Genomic DNA, 22,574 nt, shown 5'->3' with positions numbered 1-22,574 from the left:
AGAAGCCCCAGATGCTGATTTTCAGGTTTACGGCAGGATGGACTTCCGGGTTCGCATCAGTCAAACTCAATTAACTGAACTTAACTACAGAAAATTTGAAGTTGTGGCGCTGAAAATAGAAATGCTGCGCGCCTTTTGCACCGTGGCGCAAACCGGAAACCTGTCAGAAGCGGCCAACCGTCTGGGCCGCACCCAGTCGGCTGTTTCCATGACGCTGAAACAGATGGAGGAGCATCTGGGCAAGAAGCTGTTCGAGGGCGAGCGCAAGAACCAGCTGTCGCCGCTGGGGGAGCAAGTCTTTGACCTGGCCCAGAAACAGGTGCGCCAGTTTGACCAAACGGTGCAGAGCATCGAGATGGCGGCGGAGGCGCTCCACGGTCTGATCCGCATCGTCTCGGTGCCGTCGGTGGCTGCGCTGGTGTTCCCGCCGGTGCTGGAGCACATGACAACCCGTTATCCCGGCATAAAGGTTGAACTGCGCGACACCGACACCCAGCAGGTGCTGGACGCGCTGGCCGAAGGAAAGGCGGATATCGGCATCGCCTCAGGCTATCATCCGCTGAACGGGGTCAAGGCGGTGCCGCTGTTCGAGGACCGCTTCGGCCTGGTCTGCTCAGCCGGGCACCCGTTGGTCCAGCAGGACAGCCCGCCCTCCATCGCGGATGTCACCGGCGCCGGATTTGTCCGCAATGCGCTGTGCGATCTGATCCGCAATGAGCGTTTTGTCGAGGCCAGCAGCGGTGCCGATGTGACAATCCACAACACCCATTCGCTGATCACCATGGTGCGCACCGGCAAATGGGTCACGGTGCTGCCGCAGACGGTGGCCCGCTTCATGCCGGAAACCACGGCCTTCCGCCCGATTGCAGATCTGCCGGACAGGCGCGAGGTCTACCTGTACCAGCGCGACCGCTCCCGCTTTGCGGCGCTGTCCGAGGAATGCTGCGCCTTTATCCGGGCCTGCGACCTGTCCAACCGCCTGCCCGGCTGAACAAAGCCGCCTAGGCCGGCCCGGCCAGCAGGTCCAAGGCCGCCTGCTTGGCCTGCGCCACGCTATAGGGCGCTTTGGATGTTCTGTCCTGCGGCACGGTGATGCCTGCAGCTTCATGGGTTTCCAGAACCTCCGACAGCCGGTGCCGCGCCCGGTCATTGCCATCTGTGACGGGAAAGATCAGGCCGATGTCGCGGTGCCCCAGCGTCAGCAGATGCTCCGCCGCCACCCGGCCGGTCTGCCTGTTGTCAGCCCCGGTACAAGGCCACGCCGCATCCTCTGCATAATTCCAGATTGCCATCGCCGGCATTTCCTGCTGCTTCTGGGCGGCACGGTCGGCGGGCTGATCCTGGGGGCAGCCCCGGGGGTTTCCCCGCAATGGCGGTGGCGCTGCTGATCTCCTTCACCTGCCATCTGGAGGCGGTGCAGGGCCTGATCCTTTTGGGGGCGGCCTCCATCGCCTATTCGGCCTGGATGGAACTCCGCAGCCGCCGCTGCACCACCAAAGAGGAGGCACAGGCATGCACCAGTCTCAGCACATCTTCGGCTCCGGCGTGGTTTTTGCGGCCGGCATCCGGGTCGCCTGGATCAGCTATACTCAAGCCCCTGCCGAGGTCTTGCTGTTCCTGCGCCTGATCGGCTCCGTTTTTGTGGTGCTGGCAGGCTGGACCTTCGGCAAGGCGGTGCTTGGTCTCAGCAAGGCCGGCTCGGGTATTTCCCGCTCGATGTTCCTGAACATACTGCCCGGACTGGCGGTGATGCTGATCTATGTCTTCCGCGCCGCCAAGGCGCTGGGGTTCTATACCGCGACCGCCATTGCCTTTATTATTCTGCTGTCGCTTTACTGCCCCGCGCCGCATTCCAAAACCAGGACCTGGGTTAAAACGCGCGCTGACCACCGCCTGCTTTTTTGTGGTCATGTACGGTCTCTTTGCGCATTTGCTGAGCGTCTACACACCGCGTGAAATTCTGTTCTGACCGCTGGAATGCGGATCGGAACCCTAAGGGAAGAGAAGAAGATGCAGACCGGCGGCTCACCCATGCACATCATGACCCCCGACGAGGTCAAGGCGATGCGGGCCGCCCGCGAACAGGCGCTCAAGGAACCTCTGGCCGGGCTCTGATCCCGCGCGCCCTGGCCGAAACTCTCCGGGGCAGCGTCCCTGCCCCGGACAATCAATCAAGGTAAGACATGACCGCTCAGGACGCACTCGCCTCCGGCATCGCCGAGGTGGAACAGATCGTGGCGCGCGCACGCACCGTCCACCGCACTCAGTCCTGCGGCACTCCTGCGGTGGCGGTGGGCGCCGGCAATGTGACCGTGATCATGGGCGAAACCGCGGACCTGGCCGATGCGGCGGCCATCGGCGGCGCCTTTACCAATGGCATGCCGTTTTCCCTGTCGATGGGCTGCGGCAACTGGGGCGGCAATTCGGTCGGCACCAACCTCAACTGGCGCCACTTTGTGCAAACCACCAAAATCCTGCGCGAAATCCCGCCCCGCGAACCGGCACTAAGCGGCATCTTTTCCGCTTACTGGGCAGAGGCAGGTGAAAGATGCAACCGCCTAAGGGAACTGTTCGCGACTGGCTGAACAAACGCGCCGGGGACGGCGGCACCGGTTTTGTCTTCCCAGATGGCGCGCCGGACCATTCGTGGCCCGAACTGCGCTGCACCGCCGAGGCCAGCGCCCGCTCACTGGCCGCGGTCAAGATCCGCGATGGCTCCAGCCTGACGCCGCTGGAGCTGATCGGAATCTGCCGCTCCATGCTGGGCCGGTTCAAATCGCCGGACGAGATCCACATCCTGCCGGATCTGCCCAAGGGGCCGTCAGGAAAGATCCAGCGCAACAACATCCTTGCAGAGCTCCCCGGCGGCTGAGCTTCGTAAGGGCCGTCATCCGCCAGTTCACATGAAGGTCAGCCCTTTTGACCCAATGTTTCGCGCGCGAAACATCCGGTCAGCATTGCTGACCGGTTCGCCGCGCTGCGGCGCGGCGCCGGGCCCAACGGGCGCCGGCTGACCGTCAGGGCATCCGGCAACGGGCGGGAGTGTCCGGTTGCACAGGTGTCAGCGCAGATGAAAGGACAGGAACGGCTCTGCCTCTTGCGCGTCACGGATCCAGCGGGCCGCGATCCCGAAGATCTCCGCAACCGTGTCCGGGTTCAACGCCTGCTGCGGCGGGCCCAGCGCCACCAGGCGTCCGCCCGACAGCACCGCCACCCGGTCGCATGTCAGCGCTTGGTTCAGATCGTGCAGCGCCACCACGGTGGTCACCTTCAGGTTCCGGATGCAGTTCAGGATCGACAGCTGATGGTGAATATCCAGATGGTTTGTCGGCTCGTCCAGCAGCAGCAGCCCGGGCCGCTGCGCAAGCGCGCGGGCGATGTGCAGCCGCTGCCGCTCGCCGCCGGACAAGGTGGTCCATTCGCGGCTGGCAAAAGCTTCCATTTCCACTGTCTTCAGCGCGTTATCCACATGCAGGCTGTCTTCGCCGCTCCAGGGTCTCAAGGCTGACAGCCAGGGTGTCCGCCCCAGTTCCACCACCGAGCGCGCGGTGATGCGCTCCGCGGTGTCGGCCTGCTGTTCAACAATCGCGGTCCGCTGGGCAACCTCTCTGCGCGTCAGCTGCGCCAAGGGTTTCTCTGCCAGCAGAACCGCCCCCTGCGAGGGGCGCACCAGTCCCGCCAGAAGCCGCATCAGAGTGGATTTCCCGGACCCGTTCGGGCCGACCAGCGCCAGCGTCTCTCCCGGCTCCACCACCAATGAGACATCTGACAGCAGCGGCCTGCCGCGGATGGAATAAGACAGGCTGCGGGCTTCGATCTTCATCGCGCAGCCCTTCTTCCGCGCACCAGGATCACCGCAAAAGACGGTGCGCCGATCAGCGCCGTGACCACCCCGATGGGCAGCACCTGACCGGGGATGATAATGCGGGACACGATGTCGGCGCCGATCAGGAACACCGCCCCGGTCAGCGCTGCGGCAGGCATCAGCCTGCGGTGGCCGGGCCCGACCAGGAACCGCGCCGCATGGGGAATGACCAGGCCGACAAAACCGATGGACCCGACAATCGACACCATCACGGCAGTGGTCAGCGCGGTGGCACAGATCAAAATGACCTGCACCCGCCGCACCGGGATGCCCAGCGACGCCGCGGAGTCGGTGCCAAAGGTGAAGGCATCCAGCGCCCGCGCGTGAAACCGGCAGATGACCCAGCCGGCCAATGCCAGCGGCACCGCCAGCCACACATCCGGCCAGCGCACCCCGCTCATATTTCCCATCAGCCAGAACATGATGCCGCGGGCCTGATCCGCATTGGCGGATTTGGCGATGATAAAGGCGGTCAGCGCGTTGAACAGCTGCGATCCGGCGATGCCTGCCAGCACGATCTGCGCCGCCGCCGCCCGGCTGCCGCCTGCCCCGGCGGCCCGGGCCAGAATGGCCACGAAGCCAAACGCCAGCAGCGCCCCGTTGAAGGCGCCAAAGGACAGCGACAGCGCGCCGCCGCCCAGCCCTGCGATGGTGACAGCCACCGCCCCGGTCGAGGCGCCGGCCGAAATGCCAAGTATGTAAGGATCCGCCAGCGCATTGCGCAGCAGCGCCTGCAGCACCACGCCCGCCACCGCCAGCGCCGCGCCGCAGGCCCCCGCCACCAGTGCCCGCGGCAGCCGGTAGCTCCAGATGATGCCCTGGTCCACCGGGTCCACAGGCAGGCCTGCACCGGCCAGCTTGTTGGCCAGAACAGACAGCACCAGGTCCGGCGCAAGCGGGGTTTCCCCGATCATTGCGCCAGCCAGGACCGCCGCAATCAGTACAGGCAAGGCCAGGCAGGCCCCCTTGAGGCCCTGCCATGTGATTGCGGCGGCTGCGCTCACTGGTTGCTGCCGATCACGCTGAGTTCGGCAGCCAGATCTTCCAGCGCCGGAATGGCGCGGATGGTGGCATCCATCCCCTGGGCGTCCATCACCACAATGCGGTTATTCCTGACCGCATCCATCTGGCTCGCCACCGGGTCCTGGCGCAGGAACTCCAGCTTTTTCTCGTAGTCGTCCGCGGCAAAGCGGCGGCGGTCCATGCGCGCGATGACGATCACCGTGGGGTTGGCCTTGGCGATGGTTTCCCAGCCGACGGTCGGCCATTCCTCGTCGGTTTCGATGACGTTGCGCAGGCCAAGCTGCTGCATCATGTAACCCGGCGCGCCTTTCTGACCGGCGACAAAGGGATCGCTTTCCATTTCCGGCGAGGAGAACCAGAACAATGCGGAGGCGTCTTCCAGCGCAACCTCCTGCGCCTTGGCAACCGCCGCGGCCTCGCGGGCCTTGTAATCGGCAACCAGCGCGGCGCCCTTATCTGCTTCGCCGAAGATTGCCGCCAGCTCCTCGATGCCCCGATACAGGCTGCCGGTGGTGAACATCCGGGTGCGGGTGCCGTCGCCGCCGGTGGTGTTGTCCTTGCCGGCGCAATCGGCGGGCATCACATAGGTCGGAATGCCCAGATCATGGAACTGCTCACGCTGAGCCACGACGCCTTCGGGGCCGACATGCCATTCATACTGCGCCGCCACCAGGCCGGGACGTTTGGCCACCACGCTTTCAAAGCTGGGATCATTGTCGGCCAGCCGCTCGATCTTGTCGTTCAGCTCAGCGTATTCCGGCAGGACGTCGTTGAACCAGACCGAGGTGCCCAGCACCTTGCCGCCCAGCCCCAGCGCATAAAGCACTTCGGTCGCCGCCTGGCCAACCGTCACCGCAGACGCCGCCGGCGCCTCGAAAGTGACCGACTGGCCGCAGTTTTCAATTGTGAGCGGAAAGGATTCACCGGCAGCAGCACTATGTGCCGCAAGGATGAAGGACAGGCCGATCAGACCGGAACGCAGAAACATGATTTTCGATCTCCTAGTGTCAAGGACCGGAGAACGGGTGAAAGGGCATTGACCGGTAAGGCTGAGGGCCTGGCCCCCGCTTGCGGCACCGGAAAGCGGCGGCGCATCCTACCGGCAACCTCCCCGGACAACCCCGCCCGGTGTGTTTCGGTTATCACCGGCAGGTCTCCTGACTGGCGGGTCAATGACTGTGCCGTCTTCCCGGACCATTCCGGCCCAGTGACGCCATGGCACAGCTCTCGCCGCCTACAGTTGCGGGGGCAGTTCCGTTTGGTGCCGGCAGGCACCGCGGATTCCCTCTTAGCCCTTTCGGGACCGGTCAGGCGCGGGTAGCGCATCACCTCCGTTGCGGCAAGGAAAAGTTTCGCTGCGGCCGGAATTCCCCGACCCGCGCGCCGCCGCTCTGCCTCCGGTTTCAGCCCGGCCGCCCGGACCCGAGCGGGCCCGGGCCCCGGATCGGATCAGACCGCGTGCCAAAGCTGGAACAGCAGCCCCGCGGAAAAGGCGCCGGTGAGCGATAAGCCGAGGTACAGCGCAAAGACCTGCGGACGGGCCAGCGCCCAGACGGCCATAGCCGCGGGGATCGAGGTCACACCCCCGGCCACCAGAAAGGCGAGGCCCGCCCCCGGTGCCATGCCCTGCTCGATCAGCCCGCCGACCAACGGCAGCGCCGCATAGCCGTTCAGATAGGCAGGGACACCAACCAGTGTTGCTGTGATGATCGGCAGCACCCCCTCACCGCCTAGGGCGGAGGTCACGGTCTCGGCCGGGATCCAGGCCAGCATCAGGCTTTCCAGAATGAAGGCCAGCAGCAGCCACTTGGCCAGGAACAGCGTCGTGGTCCAGGCGGTTCCGGCAAATTTCGCCCGGCGCTCTGCCTCGCTCCAGAAGCGCCAGACCACCGGCTTGGGCGCGCGCATTTTCGCCCCGCCGCAGCCGCCGTTTCCGACACCGTCGCGCAACGCGTCCTGCAAGGCGCCGCCCTGGTTCAGCAAATGGACAACCAAGCCGCCAAAAAGGCCAAGGCCAACCGCGGCGCCAGTCTTGGCCACCGCGAATTCAATGCCCAGAACGCCGGCAGTCAGAAAGAACATCGAGGGATCCATGATCGGCGACGCCAGCCAGAAGGCCATGACGGCGGACAACGGCACCCCCATAGCCAGCAGTGCTGCGATGAGCGGGATCACTCCGCAAGAGCAGAACGGCGACAGCCCGCCCGCCAGGGCGCCAAGCGCAATCATCAGAAGCGGTTTACCGGTGAAAGCCTTTGCAACCAGATTGTCCGCGCCAGTGGCGCCGGCCCAGGCCGCGACGGCAATGGAGAACAGAAGATAGGGGGCCGTATGCGCCAGCGCAGCTCCGGCAAAGACAGCACTTTCTGCAGATTGTGCCGGATCGAAAATGACCAGCAGCAGCAGGATTGCGGCAGAGGCCAGCCAGACCCGCTGCTCTTGCAAGAACCGCCAGACGGATGCGCCTGGTCTCGGAGGAAGGTTGGTTACGTTTGTCATTTCCATATCACCAGATTTATAGTTGTTTCAAGTCGAAGTGGACGGCTTTCCGCCTCATGCGCTCTCCTCTCTGACAGTCAGGGTCACACCTGTGCAGCATTCGGATGTCAGGAAATTCACCACGCCCTGGATGACGGGGTAATCGACCCGGTTGAACACTTCACGGCCGCGCTTTTCCTGCACGACCAGCCCGGCATCCACCAGTGCCGACAGATGATGCGCCAGGGTGGAGGGCGCCAAGCCCAGATGCCCGGCGATCTCGCCGACCCGCAACCCGTCCTCCCCGGCTTTCACCAGCAGGCGGAAGATGGCCAAACGGGCATCGTGGCCAAGGGCAGCAAGGGCGCGGGCGTTGTGGCTTGATATCGTCATGACGCTAAAATAACCACAAATCCGGTTATGTCAAGATGTCGCCCGGCATGAGACACCAAGCCAAGCTGCCCGGCCGCAGGGCGCCTTGCCCCTAAAGTTGCGGCATTGCCCGGGAATTCCAGCCGAATGCCGCAAATGGGTGGCAATTACCCGCAGCAAACGCAGGTTCTGCCTCCCCCCTGCCCGCCACTGTCCAGCAGCATCAGGCCAGGCCCCAAGCCACGGCCTGACGGCTGGTTTGCGCGGCTTAGCTGTTGGGCCGCACGCGGGCTGCGGTTTTGTTGGCAAAGGCCTCCAGCCGTTCGCGCGCCGCTGGCTGGGTGTTGACAACACCAGCCACGACAGCCTCGGCATAGGCCGCATCCATGCCCGACATGTTGTTCAAATGGCTGATCGCCGAACAGATGGCATAATTGGTCAGCGGCAGGTTCTGCGCGACCTTGTCGGCAAGCTCGACCGCCTTTTCGAAACTGGACCCTTCGGTGATATATTGCGCCAGCCCCAGATCGACGGCTTCCTGCCCCTGATACACCCGGCCTGTCAGGATCATGTCAATCATCCGGTATTTGCCGATCATGTCGGAAACCCGGATGGTGGCGCCGCCGCCGGTGAAGATGCCGCGCTGGCCTTCGGGAAGCGCGAAATAAGTGGTCTGATCCATCACCCGGACATGGGCTGCGCTGGCCAGTTCCAGCCCGCCGCCGACAACGGCCCCCTGAAGCGCGGCGATGATCGGGACCCCGCCGTACTCCATCTTGTTGAAGGCTTCGTGCCAGCGCAGGCAGACATGCATGAAGTCATCCGGGCTGCGGTCTTCCTTCCAATGCTCCACCAGATCAAGGCCGGCGCAGAAATGGTCGCCTGCGCCTGCCAGCACCACGGCCTTGACGCCATTGCCGCGCGCAGCGCTGAAAAAGCGGATCAGCTCTTCGATCGTGGCGGCATCCAGCGCATTGCGCTTGGACGGCCGGTTGAGCGTAACAATGCAGACGCCATTGTCCCTTTGTTCAAGGGCGAGCTTTTCGTAGGAGTGCGAACTGGCTTCTTGCGGCATTGTTCCGACCTTTTCCTTATTGTCCGGCACCGATCCGTGCCATGAATTTCCGTTGTTCAGTTTTCAAACCCTGCATCGAACAGGCTTTCGCTGCCGTCGATGACCCGGGCGCTTTCCGTTCCGCATTCCACAAGAACATGCTGCGCGTAAAACACTGCGGTGGCGATTTTCTGCGTCATGAAGGCTGTATCTTCACCCTGTTCCAGCTTGGCTTCGGCAGCCAGGACAGACCTGCCCAGCTGCCAGCCCGCGGCAAGATTGCCTGCCAGCATCAGAAAGGGAACACTGCCGGCATATGCCGCATTCGGATGGTCGGGCGCGGTCTTCAGAAGCCAGGCAAGGCTGGCCTCAAAGGCGCGGCGCGCCTGCCGCAGCCGGTCCGCAACCAGCTGTGCCTTTGCGCTGCCCTTGCGCAGCTCCGCCTCAGCCGCTGAGACCATTCCGGCAAAGCGGCGGGCGGTCTTGCCGCCGTCCCGCAGCACTTTGCGGCCCAGCAGATCATTGGCCTGGATCGCCGTCGTGCCTTCGTAGATCGGCAGGATCCTGGCATCCCGGTAAAACTGCGCCACCCCGGTTTCCTCGATGAAACCCATGCCGCCGTGAACCTGCAGGCCCATTGAGGCGACCTCCACGGACCGTTCCGTGCAGCACCCCTTGACCAGCGGAACGAGGAATTCGGCCATCTCCGCCGCCTCGCGGGCCGTTCCGGCCTCGGCGTGCTGGGCCAGATCAAGCCATCCTGCGGTGGCCATCGCCAAAGCCCGCCCGCCTTCGACCAAGGCCCGCATCCGCAGCAGCAACCGCCGCACATCCGGGTGCTGAAGGATCGGCACGGCCTCTTTGGAGCTGCCATCAACCGGGCGGCTCTGCACCCGCTCCTGGGCGTAACGCAAGGCGTGCTGATACGCGCGTTCGGATACGGCAACCCCCTGCACGCCGACTGAAAACCGCGCAGCCCGCATCATCACGAACATATATTCAAGGCCCCGGTTCTCCTCCCCCACCAGAAAGCCGGTGGCGCCTTGGAATTCCAGAACCGCGGTCGGGCTCGCCCTGACGCCCAGCTTGTGCTCAATGCTGACACATTGAACGGTGTTGCGGCGGCCAAGCGATCCGTCTTCCTGGACCAGGAATTTGGGCACGATGAACAGGCTCAGCCCCTTTGGGCCAGCCGGGGCGCCAGGGGTTCTTGCCAGGACCAGATGGACGATGTTTTCGGTCAGGCTGTGCGCGCCATAGGTGATGAAGATCTTTGTTCCGCTGATCGAATAGGCACCATCCGCACCGGGTTCCGCCTTACATCGCACCCGCCCCAGATCGCTGCCGGCCTGAGGTTCCGTCAGGTTCATAGTGCCGGACCATCGGCCGGAAATCATCGGCTCGAGGTATCGCTGTTTCTGCGCGCCGGACCCGGTAAGCAGCAGCGCCTCAACCGCCCCGTCGGTCAACAGCGGGCACAGGCCGAAGCTCATATCCGCTGCGTTCAAAATCTCCGTTGCGGCGGCTCCGGCAGCCCGCGGCAGCCCCATCCCGCCGAACTCCTCCGGGTGCGGCAGGCTTTGCCAGCCCATCCCGGCGTATTGCGCATAAGCCTGCAGATATGGCTCGGGCATCACCACCTTTTCACCGTCGAACCGGGCGCCGGTTGCGTCGCCCGGGGCAGAAAGCGGGGCAATAACCTCCGAACAGAAGCGCCCGAACCCTTCCAGCGCGGCCTGGACATCGCCGGTTTCAACCCCGGAATACGCCGCCAGCGATGAGACCCCGGGCCAGTCAGACAGATGCTCGATGTTGAACATGATATCGCGAACCGGCGCCTGATAGGTCATTTCGTTGCTCCGAATTTAAGTTCCTTCACGCCAGCTACACCTTGGCTGGCAACCGATCCATGTGCATACGGGACAAATTCCTATCCGAAAGTGACAAACGGCGGATCGTGCCCGGGAAATGGCATGACGTTGATCATCGGACCCGGCTGGACCGCAGTCAACAGGCGGTGAGTGCCGCAGATGGCCGCGGCAATTTCCAATGCCATGCAGCGCCGCGGGAACGGCCGGGCGGTCCTCCCAGTTGGCGAAGGCACGTGCATTGCGCAGGCCCCGGCAGCGCAGCACGGCATGCCCACTTGCAGATTTTGTTAAACGGCACGGCCTGCGTGAAGACCTTCCAGCACCGCCTCTTCGGCTGTCCGCGGTGCAATGCAATCGCCCGCGAGGTGGAGCTCGATGCCCAGGTCCCGCACAATGCCCTCGATTGCATTGTCAGGGGTGTGACCCTGACACAGGACCAGCGTTTCGACCCCTTCGCAAATCACCGGCTCATCGTTCATGATATGCTGTAGATAGACGCTGTCTTCGTCGGCTCCGAAAAGGCGCATATAGGGCAGTGTTTCGACTCCGAGGCTGTGCAAACGTCCGATGCCGGCATCGCGGACATACATCTGAATGGTCTGGCCGGGCATATAGCCGTTGACGGCAAGCCGGACCGAATGGCCATTCTGCGCGAGACGTTCGGCCACCCCGATACCGATCCAATCGGCGCGCCAATCCGCAACCACGACGGACTTGCCGATCTTGGCTTCACCCCGCAATACCTGCCAGGCGTCGACAACATGCATGTCGTCGCGCCCTTCGAAGTCAGGCCAGCGGGGTGTCGCACCTGCAGCAAGGATGATCGCGTCCGGCCGGTGATCCCGGATTATGTCCGCATCCACGGCCACTCCCTTGCGCACATCAACTCCGGCGAGGTCCAGTTCGCGCGTCAGATTGGTGATGATCCCGCCGAATTCCGCGCGATGCGGAAGCAGCTGAGCAAGCCGCGCCTGCCCGCCCAGCTGGGTGTCGCGTTCAAACAGCGTGACAGCATGGCCCCGCTCCGCGGCTGCCGCTGCAGCCTTCATGCCAGCGGGGCCGCCTCCAATAACCATCACACGGCGCTTGCCTGAAATAACGGGCGCTTCCCCCAAACGCAGCTCGCGGCCGCTCACCGGGTTCTGGATGCAGGAAATCGGATAGCCCGCGTGAAAATGGCCGATACAGGCCTGGTTGCAGCCGATGCAGGCGCGGATATCGTCGGTGCGCCCCGCCTCGGCTTTGCTGGAGATCAGCGGATCGCAGATCATCGCCCGTGTCATGCCGCACATATCCGCCTGACCAGACCTGATGATCCTCTCCGCCTCCTGGGGCTGGTTGATCCGCCCCGTGACAATGGTCGTGATGCCGGTGCGTTCCCGTATGCCCTGCCCCAGCGGTGCCGTATAACCGGCCTCCTGATACATGGGCGGTGCGATATGAACAGACCCTGCAAGCGTCGCCGAAGATCCCGCGACAACGCTGAAATAATCGGGCGCATTGTCTGCCGCGATGAGTGCGCATGCGTCGAGCATCCCCGGCTGATCGGCCCCGTCGTGGCTCATCTCGTCGCCCGAAAGCCGCAGCCCGACGGCAAAACCGGGGCCGGTTTTGCGCCGGATATCCTCGATAATTTCACGGATGAACCGTGTCCGGCCGGCCAGCGTGCCGCCACCGTAATGATCGTCGCGTTTGTTGACATGAGGGTTCAGAAACTGGGCCGGCAGGTATCCGTGCGAGCCGACGATCTCCACACCATCGAGGCCTGCGGCCTGCATCCTGCGCGCCGCATCGCCATAGGATGCAATCACTTCCGCGATCATTTCGAGGGGCATCGGGCGGGGCATGACGTGGAACCGCTCGTTCGGAACGGCCGATGCGCTGTAGGAGACCGGCGCAGTACCGTCTTCCGAGGCCAGCATTTCCCGGCCGGGGTGAAACAGCTGCGCGATCAAACCGGTATCGTGCCGGTGAATGGCCTCGGCCAGCCGGGTATAGCCGGGGATGCACTCATCGGTATCCACGCGGATCGGATCGGCAACGAAAACCGCGCTTGGATGAACAAGCGCAACCTCGGTCACGATAAGCCCGGCGCCGCCCTTGGCGCGTGCTTCGTGATAGGCAATCAGGGCGTCGCCTATCTTGCCATGTTCACTGAGATGGGTTTCGTGCCCTGTCGAAACGATACGATTGCGGAGGGTCAGATTGCCAATCGTAATCGGCGAGAAGAGTGCGGGGAAACGGGACTGGCTCATGCTGGTTCCTTGCAAATGCACTGTGCTTAAAATCCGGATGGGGCAATCGCCCAAATGACGACGGTTTTCTCATTGGATGGATTGCGGTAACGGTGCGGCGTGGCGCTGTCGAAGCCAAAGCTGTCGCCGGCATTGAGCCGGTACCGGGTGCCCCCCACCCAGAGATCAAGCGTGCCGCTGATCACGACCCCGGCCTCTTCGCCCTGATGGGCATAGACGGTCCCGACACCGCTGCCGGGAGCGAAGACACAGGAGAGCAGCTCTAATCCGCCACCCAGGGCCGGGGTAAGAAGTTCATCCTTGATACCGTCGCTATACGCGATGGACCTGCGATCGCCTGACCGCACGATTGCCGACTTCCGGTCCCCGCTGGAGGAGGCATTGAAGAACCAGCTGACCGATACGCCCAGTGCCCGGCTTATCTTGAAAAGCGCGGTGACAGAGGGCCGGTTTTGGCCGCGCTCGATCTGGCTGATGAAGCCGGTCGACAGGCCGGTGAGTTCCGCGAGCTTTCCAAGCGTCAGCCCCTTCGACTTACGCAGATCGCGGATATCCTCGCCCAGCCCCGGATCGAGGCGCGAACTCTCCACCTGATCTATGTCGATGGCGTCGCAGACGACGCCGCCTTCGTGATGGTTGGGCATACAAAGCTCTCAGCTGTTCAATTTTATCCCAATAATTATACTCTCATAAAATCTGTCAAGAAGTTTCAAACTGCAGGCACGTCCTCTTCCGGCCGTCAACGTTCCTGAGTGAGCCTGCAGTTCAAGGCGCTGTACATAGTGTTGGCCGAGCAGTTTCATACTATTCGTTTTGCTCTCGGCACGGCGCTGGCGGTGTCACCGCGCTGCCGCCGCCGGATTGCACGGCCCTGGTTACAGTGACGCGGGCAATCCAAATGGCTTTGGGCAAGACTGTTCCCCCTGATTACGGATGAAAACCGGGGCAGAAGAGCCGCCCCGGTCTGCACTCACTTGTTCAGCACTTTTGTCAGCAGCAGATAGGCCGCTCCAGCCACAAACAGGCCCACAAACCATGCGTAGGTATAGACTGTGGCGAAGAAGTCCGAGGTGCCCGCGGTGACGCCGACACCGGCGAGGAAGCCCGGCAGGTTTGGCAGGATTCCGAGCACCAGCGCCAGAATGCCGGCCCAGTTGGTGCCGTTCTTGCCGGAATAGATGCCGTTCAGCTTGAACAATTCGGCCACTTCCAGCTTGGTCTTGCGCAGCAGGTAGTAGTCCGCCAGCATCACGCCCGCGATCGGACCCAGAAGCGCAGAAAAGGCGATCAGCAGGCCGACGATGTGGTTCACCAGGATCCAGGGGAACATGGCGACGCCGATGCCCGCGGTGATGTAGCCGCCGCGCTTGAGGTTGATCTTGCTGGGCGCGAGATTGGCAAAGCCGTGCGCCGGGGCCACCACATTGGCCGCCAGGTTGGTGGTCAGTGTCGCCACGATCAGCGCAAACAGCGCGATCACCACCGACAGGCCGCCCATCTTCTCGGACAGCTGGATCGGGTCCCAGATCGCCTCGCCAAAGATCACCACGGTGGCCGAGGTCACGGCTGAGGCGATGAAGGCAAACAGCGCCATCGGGATCGGCAGGCCGACCATCTGGCCCAGAAGCTGATCCTTCTGGCTGCGGGCGTGGCGGGTGAAGTCGGGGATGTTCAACGCCAGCGTCGCCCAGTAACCGATCATGCCGGTCAGACTGGGCCAGAACACCATCCAGAACTGGCCTTCCTTGGGCTGGCCGGGATCAAAGGCGCTGGGGGTCGAGAGCATTTCGCCAAAGCCGCCGGCGTTGACATAGGCCCAGCCCAAGAGCGCCAGACCAATCGCCAGCAGGAAGGGTGCCGCATAGGTTTCCAGCCAGCGGATCGATTCCGTGCCGTTTTTGATGAAGTAAAGATGCAGGCCCCAGAAGGCGAGGAAGCAGATGAACTCACCCGCGCTGATGCCGAGAATGGCCAGCGGCTCACCCGCCAGCGCACCGCCGGTCAGCGTGTTCAGGATCACGAAGATCGCCGAGCCGCCGACCCAGGTCTGAATGCCGAACCAGCCGCAGGCGACGATGCCGCGGGCCACCGCCGGGATTTTGGCACCGGTGGGGCCAAAGGACGAGCGCAAGAGCACCGGGAAGGGGATGCCGTATTTGGTGCCGGCATGGCCCACCAGCACCATCGGGATCAGCACGATGGCATTGGCGGCCAGAATGGTCATCACCGCCTGATCCCAGCTCATGCCGGAGCCGATCAGGTAAGAGGCCAGCAGATAGGTCGGGATACAGACTACCATGCCCACCCACAGCGCCGAGATCGCCAGCCAATCCCAGGTGCGTTGCTCTGCCGTGGTGGGCAGCTGGTCTTCGTTGTATAATTCGGGATCAATCCCGCTCAGGTCTATCTGCTGTGGCGCCGCGGCGCCCTGTGCGGTATACCCGCTTGTTATATCAGCCATTATCAGTTTCCTCCCTGTTTATTTGGCGAACTGCGATGCCTGTCCTCCCAAACACCGCAGATGAAAAAACACCCCGGTCGAAGCCGGGGAGTTCCGTCAGACGCAAGCGGGCATGTTCTCCGCCGAGCGCTGCACCTGACGAGGTGCGGTAAGCTCCTTCCATTTCGACAGCGCCTTGTTCACCTCTGGGAAAGGCGCGCGTTCGACAAAACGCCCATGCCCGGGGGTGGCGCAGACGGTGCCATCCTCCACCGCCACTTCGCCGCGGCTGAGGGTGTAGCGCGGCAGGCCGGTCACTTCGCGGCCCGTAAAGACGTTGTAGTCGACCACCGACTGCTGGGTTCCGGCCGAGATCACCTTGGATTTCATCGGATCCCAGACCACCAGATCGGCGTCGGAGCCCTCAACAATCGCGCCCTTCTGCGGGTAGATGTTGAGGATCTTGGCGATGTTGGTGGAGGTGACGGCGACAAATTCGTTTGGCGTCAACCGGCCGGTGTTAACGCCCTCGCTCCACAGCACAGGCATCCGGTCTTCCAGACCGCCGGTGCCGTTGGGGATCTTGGTAAAATCATCGATGCCAAAGCGTTTCTGCTCCACCGAGAAAGCGCAGTGGTCGGTGGCGACCACCTGCAAGGATCCCGCCTGAAGGCCGGCCCAGAGGCTGTCCTGGTGGGATTTGTCGCGGAACGGCGGCGACATCACCCGCTGCGCGGCGTGGTCCCAGTTGGGGTTGCGGTATTCGCTGTCGTCCAGCACCAGATGCTGGATCAGCGGCTCGCCAAAGACGCGCATGCCCTTCTGGCGCGCCCGGCGGATCGCCTCATGCGCCTGTTCGCAGGAGGTATGCACCACATACAGCGGCACCCCCGCCATATCGGCGATCATGATGGCGCGGTTGGTAGCCTCGCCTTCGACCTCGGGCGGGCGCGACAGGCCGTGGCCTTCGGGACCGCGGATGCCGTCGGCCAGCAGTTTCTGCTGCATGGTGGCAACCACGTCGCCGTTTTCCGCATGCACCATCGGCAGCGCGCCAAGGGCGGCACAGCGGCGGAACGAGTCGAACAGCTCGTCATCCTCCACCATCAGGGCGCCCTTGTAGGCCATGAAATGCTTGAAAGAGTTGATGCCGAGATCCACCACCTGCTGCATCTCGTTGAAGACCTGCTCGCTCCACCAGGTCACCGCCATGTGGAAAGAATAGTCGGCGCAGGCGCGTTTGGACTTGGCGTGCCAAGCCTCCAGCGCCTCCAGCATCGACTGGCCGGGGCTGGGCAGGCAGAAGTCCACCACCATGGTGGTGCCGCCCGCGAGACCGGCACGGGTGCCGGATTCAAAATCATCCGCCGAATGGGTGCCCATGAAGGGCATTTCCAGATGCACATGCGGGTCGATGCCGCCGGGCATCACGTAACAGCCCTCGGCGTCCAGCAGTCTGTCGCCGCTGAGGCCTGTGCCGATCTGCACGATCTTGCCATCCTCGATGGCAACATCGGCGGCATAGCTGCGGTCGGCGGCGACGATGGTGCCGCCCTTGATTACGGTTCTGCTCGTCATTGTCTTCACTCCACGATTTCTGCGGTTTCCAGCACGGCATGCAGCAGCACATCGGCGCCTGCCGCCGCCCATTCGCGGCTGATGTCCTCGTCCTCGTTGTGGCTGAGACCATCGACGCAGGGGCACATCACCATCGCGGTCGGCGCCACCTTGTTGATCCAGCAAGCATCATGCCCCGCGCCGGAGATGATGTTGCGGTGCGAATAGCCCAGCTTTTCCGCCGCACGGCGCACGGCCGAGACGCAACCTTCGTCAAAGGTTACCGGGTCGAAATGGCCGGCCTGTTCGATCTCGAGGCCCAGTTCCAGTTCCTCGGCGATCTTGGCAGCCCCCTCGCGCAGGCGGCGTTCCATGTCTTCTTGCGTGTCGAAGCTGGGCGAGCGGAAATCGATGGTGAAGACCACCTTGCCCGGCACGATGTTGCGGCTGTTGGGGTAATAGTCGCAATGGCCCACAGCGCCCACCGCGCCGGGCTGGTGGCTCATCGCGATTTCATGCACCAGATCGGTGATCCGCGCCGCACCCAGGCCTGCGTTGCGGCGCATCGGCATCGGGGTGGAGCCGGTATGCGCCTCCTGCCCCGTCAAGGTCACCTGAAGCCAGTTCAGACCCTGGCCGTGGGTGACCACGCCGATGTCCTTGCCCTCGGCCTCCAGGATCGGGCCCTGTTCGATGTGCAACTCGAACATCGCGTGCATCTTGCGGCCGCCCACCGGCTCGTCCCCGACGTAGCCGATGCGAGCCAGCTCCTCGCCGAATGTCTTGCCCTCCGCATCCTCGCGGGCATAGGCCCAGTCCTGGGTGTGGACGCCGGCAAAGACACCGGAGGACAGCATCGCAGGCGCAAAGCGCGTGCCTTCCTCATTGGTCCAGTTCACCACCACGATCGGGCGGCGCGGGGTGATTCCCTGATCGCGGATCGAGCGCACGACCTCAAGGCCCGCCAGCACGCCCAGCACGCCGTCGTATTTGCCGCCCGTCGGCTGGGTGTCCAGATGGCTGCCCATCATCACCGGATCCAGATCCGGCTCGGCGCCTTCGAGGCGGGCAAACATGTTGCCCATGCTGTCGACGCCGACAGTCATGCCGGCCTCTTCGCACCAGCGTTTGAACAGGCCGCGGCCTTCCTTGTCGGCGTCGGTCAGCGTCTGGCGGTTGTTGCCGCCGCGCAGGCCGGGGCCGACCTTGGCCATTTCCATCAGCGAATCCCACAGGCGGCTGCCGTTGATGCGGGCGTTGCTTTGCACGTCTTTCATGGTGTCTCTCCCTATTGGCAGCTGCCGCCCATGCATGCGGGCGGCAGCAGACAGGTCACGCGCTGAGCGATTCGGCCAGGATGCCGATCAGCGTGTCGATTTCGGATTTCTCGATGATCAGCGGCGGCGACATGGCGATGATGTCGCCGGTGGTGCGCAGATGCGCCCCCTTGTCCCAGGCGCGCAGATAGGTGTCGAAGGCACGTTTGGTGGGCTGGCCCGCAACCGGTTCCAGCTCCACCGCGCCAACCAGACCGGCACAGCGGATATCCCGCACATGCGGCAGCCCCTTGAGGCTGAACAGCGCCTCCGCCCAGTAGTCTTCCAGCGAAGCGGCACGTTCGAACAACTCCTCCTCGCGGTAGGTGTCCAGCGCCGCCAGCGCCGCCGCACAAGCCACCGGGTTGCCCGAATAGGTATAGCCGTGGAACAGCTCGATCATGTGTTCGGGGCCGGTCATGAAGGCATCGTGGATCTCGCTGCTGATCATCACCGCGCCCATCGGGATGACGCCATTGGTCAGACCCTTGGCGGTGGTGATCATGTCCGGCTCGACGCCGTAATAGTCCGCGCCAAAGGCCCGGCCCAGGCGGCCATAGGCGGTGATCACCTCATCAAAGATCAACAGGATGCCGTGTTCGCGGCTGATCTCACGCAGCCGCTGCAAATAGCCCTTGGGCGGCAGGATCACCCCGGCGGAACCCGCCATCGGCTCGACAATCACCGCGGCGATAGTCTCGGCCCCGTGCAGCTCGATCAGCCGCACCAGATCTTCGGCCAGTTCCACGCCATGCTCGGCCTCGCCCTGGGTGTAGGGATTGCGCTCGGGGTCATGGGTGTGGCGCAGATGGTCAACGCCGGTCAGCAGGCTGCCGAAATGGCGGCGGTTGTTGACGATGCCGCCTACTGCGATGCCGCCGAAGTTGACCCCGTGATACCCCTTCTCGCGGCCGATCAGCCGGGTGCGGCCCGCCTCGCCCTTGGCCTTGTGATAGGCCAGCGCGATCTTCAGCGCGGTTTCCACCGATTCCGAACCTGAGTTGGTAAAGAACACGTGGTTCAGATCGCCCGGCGCCAGCCCGGCCAGCCGATCCGCCAGCTCAAACGCCTTGGGGTGGCCCATCTGGAAAGCGGGTGCATAGTCCAGCTCCGCCACCTGTTTCTGCACCTCTTCGGTGATCCGCGGCGCGGCGTGGCCTGCATTGACGCACCACAGGCCCGCGGTGCCGTCCATCACCTTCTGTCCGTCGGCGGTGGTGTAATACATGCCCTCCGCCGCGGCGATCATGCGGGGGCTCTGCTTGAACTGCCGGTTGGAGGTGAAAGGCATCCAATAGGCACCAAGGTCGTTCCTGCGTGCGGTGTCTGATGTCATGACGTGATTTCCTTTTCCATTAAACTGCGGATTCAGGCGGCCGAAAGGCTCAGCAGGGTGTCGAGGCTGGCCTTTGCGTCGCCGTAGAACATGCGGGTGTTTTCCTTGAAGAACAGCGGGTTCTCGATGCCGGAATAGCCGGTGCCCTGGCCGCGTTTGGAGACGAACACCTGTTTCGCCTTCCAGCATTCCAGCACCGGCATGCCGGCGATGGGCGAGTTGGGATCCTCCTGCGCTGCCGGGTTCACGATGTCGTTGGAGCCGATCACGATCGCCACATCCGTCTGCGGGAAGTCCTCGTTGATCTCGTCCATCTCCAGCACGATGTCATAGGGCACCTTGGCCTCGGCCAGCAGCACGTTCATATGGCCCGGCAAGCGGCCCGCCACCGGGTGGATGGCAAAGCGCACGGTCTTGCCTTTGGCGCGCAGGCGGCGGGTGAGCTCGGCGACGTTCTGCTGCGCCTGCGCCACCGCCATGCCGTAGCCGGGGATGATCACCACAGAGTCGGCCTCCTCCAGCGCTGCCGCCACGCCGTCGGCGTCGATGGCGATCTGTTCGCCGTCGATCTCCATCGCCGGGCCCGCCGCGCCGCCGAAACCGCCAAGGATCACGCTGACAAAGGAGCGGTTCATCGCCTTGCACATGATGTAGCTGAGGATCGCACCCGAAGAGCCGACCAGCGCGCCGACCACGATCAACAGGTCATTGCCAAGGCTGAAGCCGATGGCGGCGGCGGCCCAGCCGGAGTAGCTGTTCAGCATCGACACAACCACCGGCATGTCGGCGCCGCCGATGCCCATGATCAGGTGGTAGCCGATAAACAGCGCCGCCAGGGTCATCAGCAGCAAGGGCAGGAAGGCACCGGAGTTGAAATACCAGATCAGGCTGAGAAAGGAGAGGCCTGCGGCGCCCGCGTTCAGCATATGGCCGCCCGGCAGCTTGGTTGCGGCGGATGTGACCTTGCCCGCCAGCTTGCCGAAGGCAATGACCGAGCCGGTAAAGGTGATCGCGCCGATGAAGATGCCGAGGAACAGCTCAACCCGCAGAAACGCGATCTCGGCCGGGGTCTTCTTGGCAATCAGCTTGGCAAAGGTGCCCAGATCCCCGGTGCTGCCCGCGGCCAGGGTCGCCGCCGCATTGCCGATCTCGAAATGGGCGATGAAGCCCACAAACACTGCGGCCAGGCCGACCAGCGAGTGCATCGCCGCAACCAGCTGCGGCATCTCGGTCATCTGCACCTTTTTCGCGACATAAGTACCGATCAGGCCGCCGCCCGCGATCAGCAGGACCGACAACAGCCACAGGCCGGAGCCGGGGCCGATCAGGGTCGCAAAGACCGCCAGAGCCATGCCGGCAATGCCGTACCAGACCGCGCGTTTGGCGCTTTCCTGACCCGACAGACCGCCCAAGGACAGGATGAAAAGAACAGCCGCAACAACGTAAGCGGCGGTGGTGAAACCGTAATCCATTGTACCTGCCTCGCTTTAAGATTTCTGGAACATGGCGAGCATGCGCCGGGTGACGAGGAAGCCGCCGAAGATGTTGATCCCGGCCATGAAGACGCTAAGCGCCGCCAGCAGGATCACCAGCCAGCTGCCGGAGCCGATCTGCATCAGGGCGCCCAGGATGATGATCGAGGAGATCGCATTGGTCACCGCCATCAAGGGCGTGTGCAGCGAGTGCGCGACACCCCAGATCACCTGGAAGCCGACAAAGCAGGCCAGCGCAAAGACGATGAAATGCTGCATGAAGCTCGCGGGCGCAAACAGCCCCACCAGCAGCAAGAGCGCGCCGCCGCCTGCCAGCAGGGTGACCTGGCTTTTGGTCTGCGCCTTGAAGGCCTCGACCTCCTGGGCGCGTTTTTCCTCCGGCGTCAGCTCCGGCACCACCTCCTTGGGCTTGGCCGCAATCGCCTGAACTTTCGGCGGCGGCGGCGGGAAGGTGATCTCGCCCTCAAAGGCCACGGTGGCGCCGCGGATCACGTCGTCTTCCATGTCGTGATTGACCAAACCGTCTTTTTCCGGCGTCAGGTCAGTCATCATGTGGCGGATGTTGGTGGCATAAAGCGTCGAGGCCTGCGCCGCCATCCGGCTGGGGAAATCGGTGTAGCCGATGATGGTGACGCCGTTGTCGGTCACGATCTTCTCATCCGCGACGGTCAGCTTGCAGTTGCCGCCCTTTTCCGCCGCCAGATCGACGATCACCGAGCCCGGCTTCATCGCCGCAACCATGTCCGCGGTCCACAGCTCGGGCGCTTCGCGGTTGGGGATCAGCGCAGTGGTGATGACGATGTCCATTTCCGGCGCCAGCTCGCGGAACTTGGCCAGCTGCGCTTCGCGGAATTCCGGCGAAGACACAGAGGCATAGCCGCCGGTGGCGGCGCCGTCCTGCTGTTCTTCCTCGAAATCGAGATAGACAAACTCGGCGCCCATCGATTCCACCTGCTCGGCCACTTCAGGCCGCACGTCGAAGGCATAGGTCACCGCGCCCAAGCTGGTCGAGGTGCCGATCGCGGCAAGCCCCGCGACGCCTGCGCCGACCACCAGCACTTTTGCGGGGGGCACCTTGCCCGCCGCGGTGATCTGGCCGGTGAAGAAACGGCCGAAGTTGTTGCCCGCCTCGATCACCGCGCGGTAGCCGGCGATATTGGCCATGGAGCTGAGCGCGTCCATCTTCTGCGCGCGGCTGATCCGCGGCACCATTTCCATCGCGATCACATTGGCGCCCTTGGCCTTGGCCGCGTCCATGCCCGCGTCATTGCCGGCCGGGTTGAAGAAGGAGATCAGCGTCTTGCCCTTGGTCAGCCGTTTCAGCTCAGTCTCATCCGGCTGGCGCACCTTGGCGACAATATCGCAGGCTTTCCAAAGCGCTGCCGGCGTCTTGATGATCTCGACCCCCGCCGCCGCATAGGCCGCATCGGAAAAGCCCGCCGCCGCACCGGCCCCCGCCTCGATCGCGCAAGAATACCCCAGCTTCTGCAACTGCGTCGCGGACTCCGGCGTCA

General features: G+C 63.7%; 18 protein-coding genes, 3 pseudogenes and 1 riboswitch. Of the genes and pseudogenes, 5 read left to right on the top strand and 16 right to left on the bottom strand.

Features of this window, described 5'->3' with window-relative positions; translation table 11 throughout:
• Window positions 1-103 precede the first annotated feature (103 nt).
• Entirely contained in the window at window positions 104-991 is an 888-nt protein-coding gene (locus tag AC0KW6_RS18265; protein ID WP_323775842.1) for a LysR family transcriptional regulator, read from the top strand.
• 10 nt (window positions 992-1,001) lie between these two features.
• On the opposite strand, the gene AC0KW6_RS18260 is transcribed toward AC0KW6_RS18265, so the two are convergent.
• Window positions 1,002-1,292, bottom strand: a complete 291-nt coding sequence (locus AC0KW6_RS18260; protein WP_323775845.1) for a type 1 periplasmic-binding domain-containing protein — start codon at window positions 1,290-1,292, stop codon at window positions 1,002-1,004.
• A gap of 220 nt (window positions 1,293-1,512) precedes the next feature.
• Between AC0KW6_RS18260 and AC0KW6_RS18255 the strand changes: the two are divergent.
• The 4 genes and pseudogenes from AC0KW6_RS18255 (at window position 1,513) to AC0KW6_RS18240 (ending at window position 2,872) form a co-directional block, all read left to right on the top strand.
• A pseudogene (locus AC0KW6_RS18255) lies at window positions 1,513-1,969 on the top strand (tripartite tricarboxylate transporter TctB family protein).
• A gap of 8 nt (window positions 1,970-1,977) precedes the next feature.
• Window positions 1,978-2,115, top strand: a complete 138-nt coding sequence (locus tag AC0KW6_RS18250) for a hypothetical protein (RefSeq protein ID WP_323775843.1) — start codon at window positions 1,978-1,980, stop codon at window positions 2,113-2,115.
• A 224-nt stretch (window positions 2,116-2,339) separates the two neighbouring features.
• Window positions 2,340-2,585: pseudogene (locus AC0KW6_RS18245) on the top strand (hypothetical protein); the annotation flags it as partial.
• Window positions 2,549-2,872, top strand: a complete 324-nt coding sequence (locus tag AC0KW6_RS18240; protein ID WP_416361471.1) for an AMP-binding enzyme — start codon at window positions 2,549-2,551, stop codon at window positions 2,870-2,872. The pseudogene AC0KW6_RS18245 and the gene AC0KW6_RS18240, both read left to right, overlap by 37 nt.
• A gap of 440 nt (window positions 2,873-3,312) precedes the next feature.
• Here AC0KW6_RS18240 and AC0KW6_RS18235 read toward each other — a convergent pair.
• The 15 genes and pseudogenes from AC0KW6_RS18235 to AC0KW6_RS18165 form a co-directional block, all read right to left on the bottom strand.
• A pseudogene (locus AC0KW6_RS18235) lies at window positions 3,313-3,823 on the bottom strand (ABC transporter ATP-binding protein); the annotation flags it as partial.
• Window positions 3,820-4,869, bottom strand: a complete 1,050-nt coding sequence (locus AC0KW6_RS18230; protein ID WP_474035607.1) for a FecCD family ABC transporter permease — start codon at window positions 4,867-4,869, stop codon at window positions 3,820-3,822. The gene AC0KW6_RS18230 and the pseudogene AC0KW6_RS18235, both read right to left, overlap by 4 nt.
• Window positions 4,866-5,876, bottom strand: coding sequence for an ABC transporter substrate-binding protein (locus AC0KW6_RS18225; RefSeq protein ID WP_323780750.1), 1,011 nt, complete (start codon window positions 5,874-5,876; stop codon window positions 4,866-4,868). The genes AC0KW6_RS18230 and AC0KW6_RS18225 overlap by 4 nt, the downstream gene beginning before the upstream one ends.
• 142 nt (window positions 5,877-6,018) lie before the next feature.
• Window positions 6,019-6,211: riboswitch (cobalamin riboswitch) on the bottom strand.
• A gap of 126 nt (window positions 6,212-6,337) precedes the next feature.
• Complete coding sequence (locus AC0KW6_RS18220) at window positions 6,338-7,387, bottom strand: permease (RefSeq protein ID WP_474035606.1); 1,050 nt, start codon at window positions 7,385-7,387, stop codon at window positions 6,338-6,340.
• Between the two features lie 54 nt (window positions 7,388-7,441).
• Window positions 7,442-7,759, bottom strand: a complete 318-nt coding sequence (locus AC0KW6_RS18215; protein WP_323780747.1) for an ArsR/SmtB family transcription factor — start codon at window positions 7,757-7,759, stop codon at window positions 7,442-7,444.
• A 247-nt stretch (window positions 7,760-8,006) separates the two neighbouring features.
• Window positions 8,007-8,813: a methylthioacryloyl-CoA hydratase gene (gene dmdD, locus AC0KW6_RS18210; RefSeq protein ID WP_474035605.1), complete on the bottom strand. Its 807-nt coding sequence runs from the start codon at window positions 8,811-8,813 to the stop codon at window positions 8,007-8,009.
• A 56-nt stretch (window positions 8,814-8,869) separates the two neighbouring features.
• Window positions 8,870-10,642, bottom strand: coding sequence for an acyl-CoA dehydrogenase (locus AC0KW6_RS18205; protein WP_323780744.1), 1,773 nt, complete (start codon window positions 10,640-10,642; stop codon window positions 8,870-8,872).
• Between the two features lie 308 nt (window positions 10,643-10,950).
• Window positions 10,951-12,918 (bottom strand): oxidoreductase, encoded by a 1,968-nt coding sequence (locus AC0KW6_RS18200; protein WP_474035604.1) that lies wholly within the window; start codon window positions 12,916-12,918, stop codon window positions 10,951-10,953.
• A 26-nt stretch (window positions 12,919-12,944) separates the two neighbouring features.
• Entirely contained in the window at window positions 12,945-13,562 is a 618-nt protein-coding gene (locus tag AC0KW6_RS18195) for a cupin domain-containing protein (RefSeq protein WP_474035603.1), read from the bottom strand.
• A gap of 326 nt (window positions 13,563-13,888) precedes the next feature.
• The gene (locus tag AC0KW6_RS18190; RefSeq protein ID WP_474035602.1) at window positions 13,889-15,379 is read right to left on the bottom strand and encodes an NCS1 family nucleobase:cation symporter-1; all 1,491 of its coding nucleotides are present in this window, start codon (window positions 15,377-15,379) and stop codon (window positions 13,889-13,891) included.
• 96 nt (window positions 15,380-15,475) lie between these two features.
• Window positions 15,476-16,936 (bottom strand): dihydropyrimidinase, encoded by a 1,461-nt coding sequence (gene hydA / locus AC0KW6_RS18185; RefSeq protein WP_474035601.1) that lies wholly within the window; start codon window positions 16,934-16,936, stop codon window positions 15,476-15,478.
• Window positions 16,937-16,941: 5 nt separating this feature from the next.
• Window positions 16,942-18,192, bottom strand: coding sequence for a Zn-dependent hydrolase (locus tag AC0KW6_RS18180; RefSeq protein WP_474035600.1), 1,251 nt, complete (start codon window positions 18,190-18,192; stop codon window positions 16,942-16,944).
• Between the two features lie 55 nt (window positions 18,193-18,247).
• Window positions 18,248-19,567 carry an omega-aminotransferase AptA gene (gene aptA / locus AC0KW6_RS18175; RefSeq protein ID WP_474035599.1) on the bottom strand — a complete coding sequence of 440 codons (1,320 nt, stop codon included), beginning with the start codon at window positions 19,565-19,567 and terminating at the stop codon, window positions 18,248-18,250.
• Window positions 19,568-19,599: 32 nt separating this feature from the next.
• On the bottom strand, window positions 19,600-21,039 hold the full coding sequence (locus AC0KW6_RS18170) for an NAD(P)(+) transhydrogenase (Re/Si-specific) subunit beta (RefSeq protein WP_474035598.1): 1,440 nt from the start codon (window positions 21,037-21,039) through the stop codon (window positions 19,600-19,602).
• A 15-nt stretch (window positions 21,040-21,054) separates the two neighbouring features.
• Window positions 21,055-22,574: Re/Si-specific NAD(P)(+) transhydrogenase subunit alpha (locus AC0KW6_RS18165; RefSeq protein WP_474035597.1), on the bottom strand; the 1,520-nt coding region annotated here is incomplete at its 5' end.

This window comes from Leisingera sp. SA215, assembly GCF_055902035.1.
Note: the sequence above shows the minus strand (reverse complement) of the source record. Positions and strands in the feature narration are given on the sequence as shown.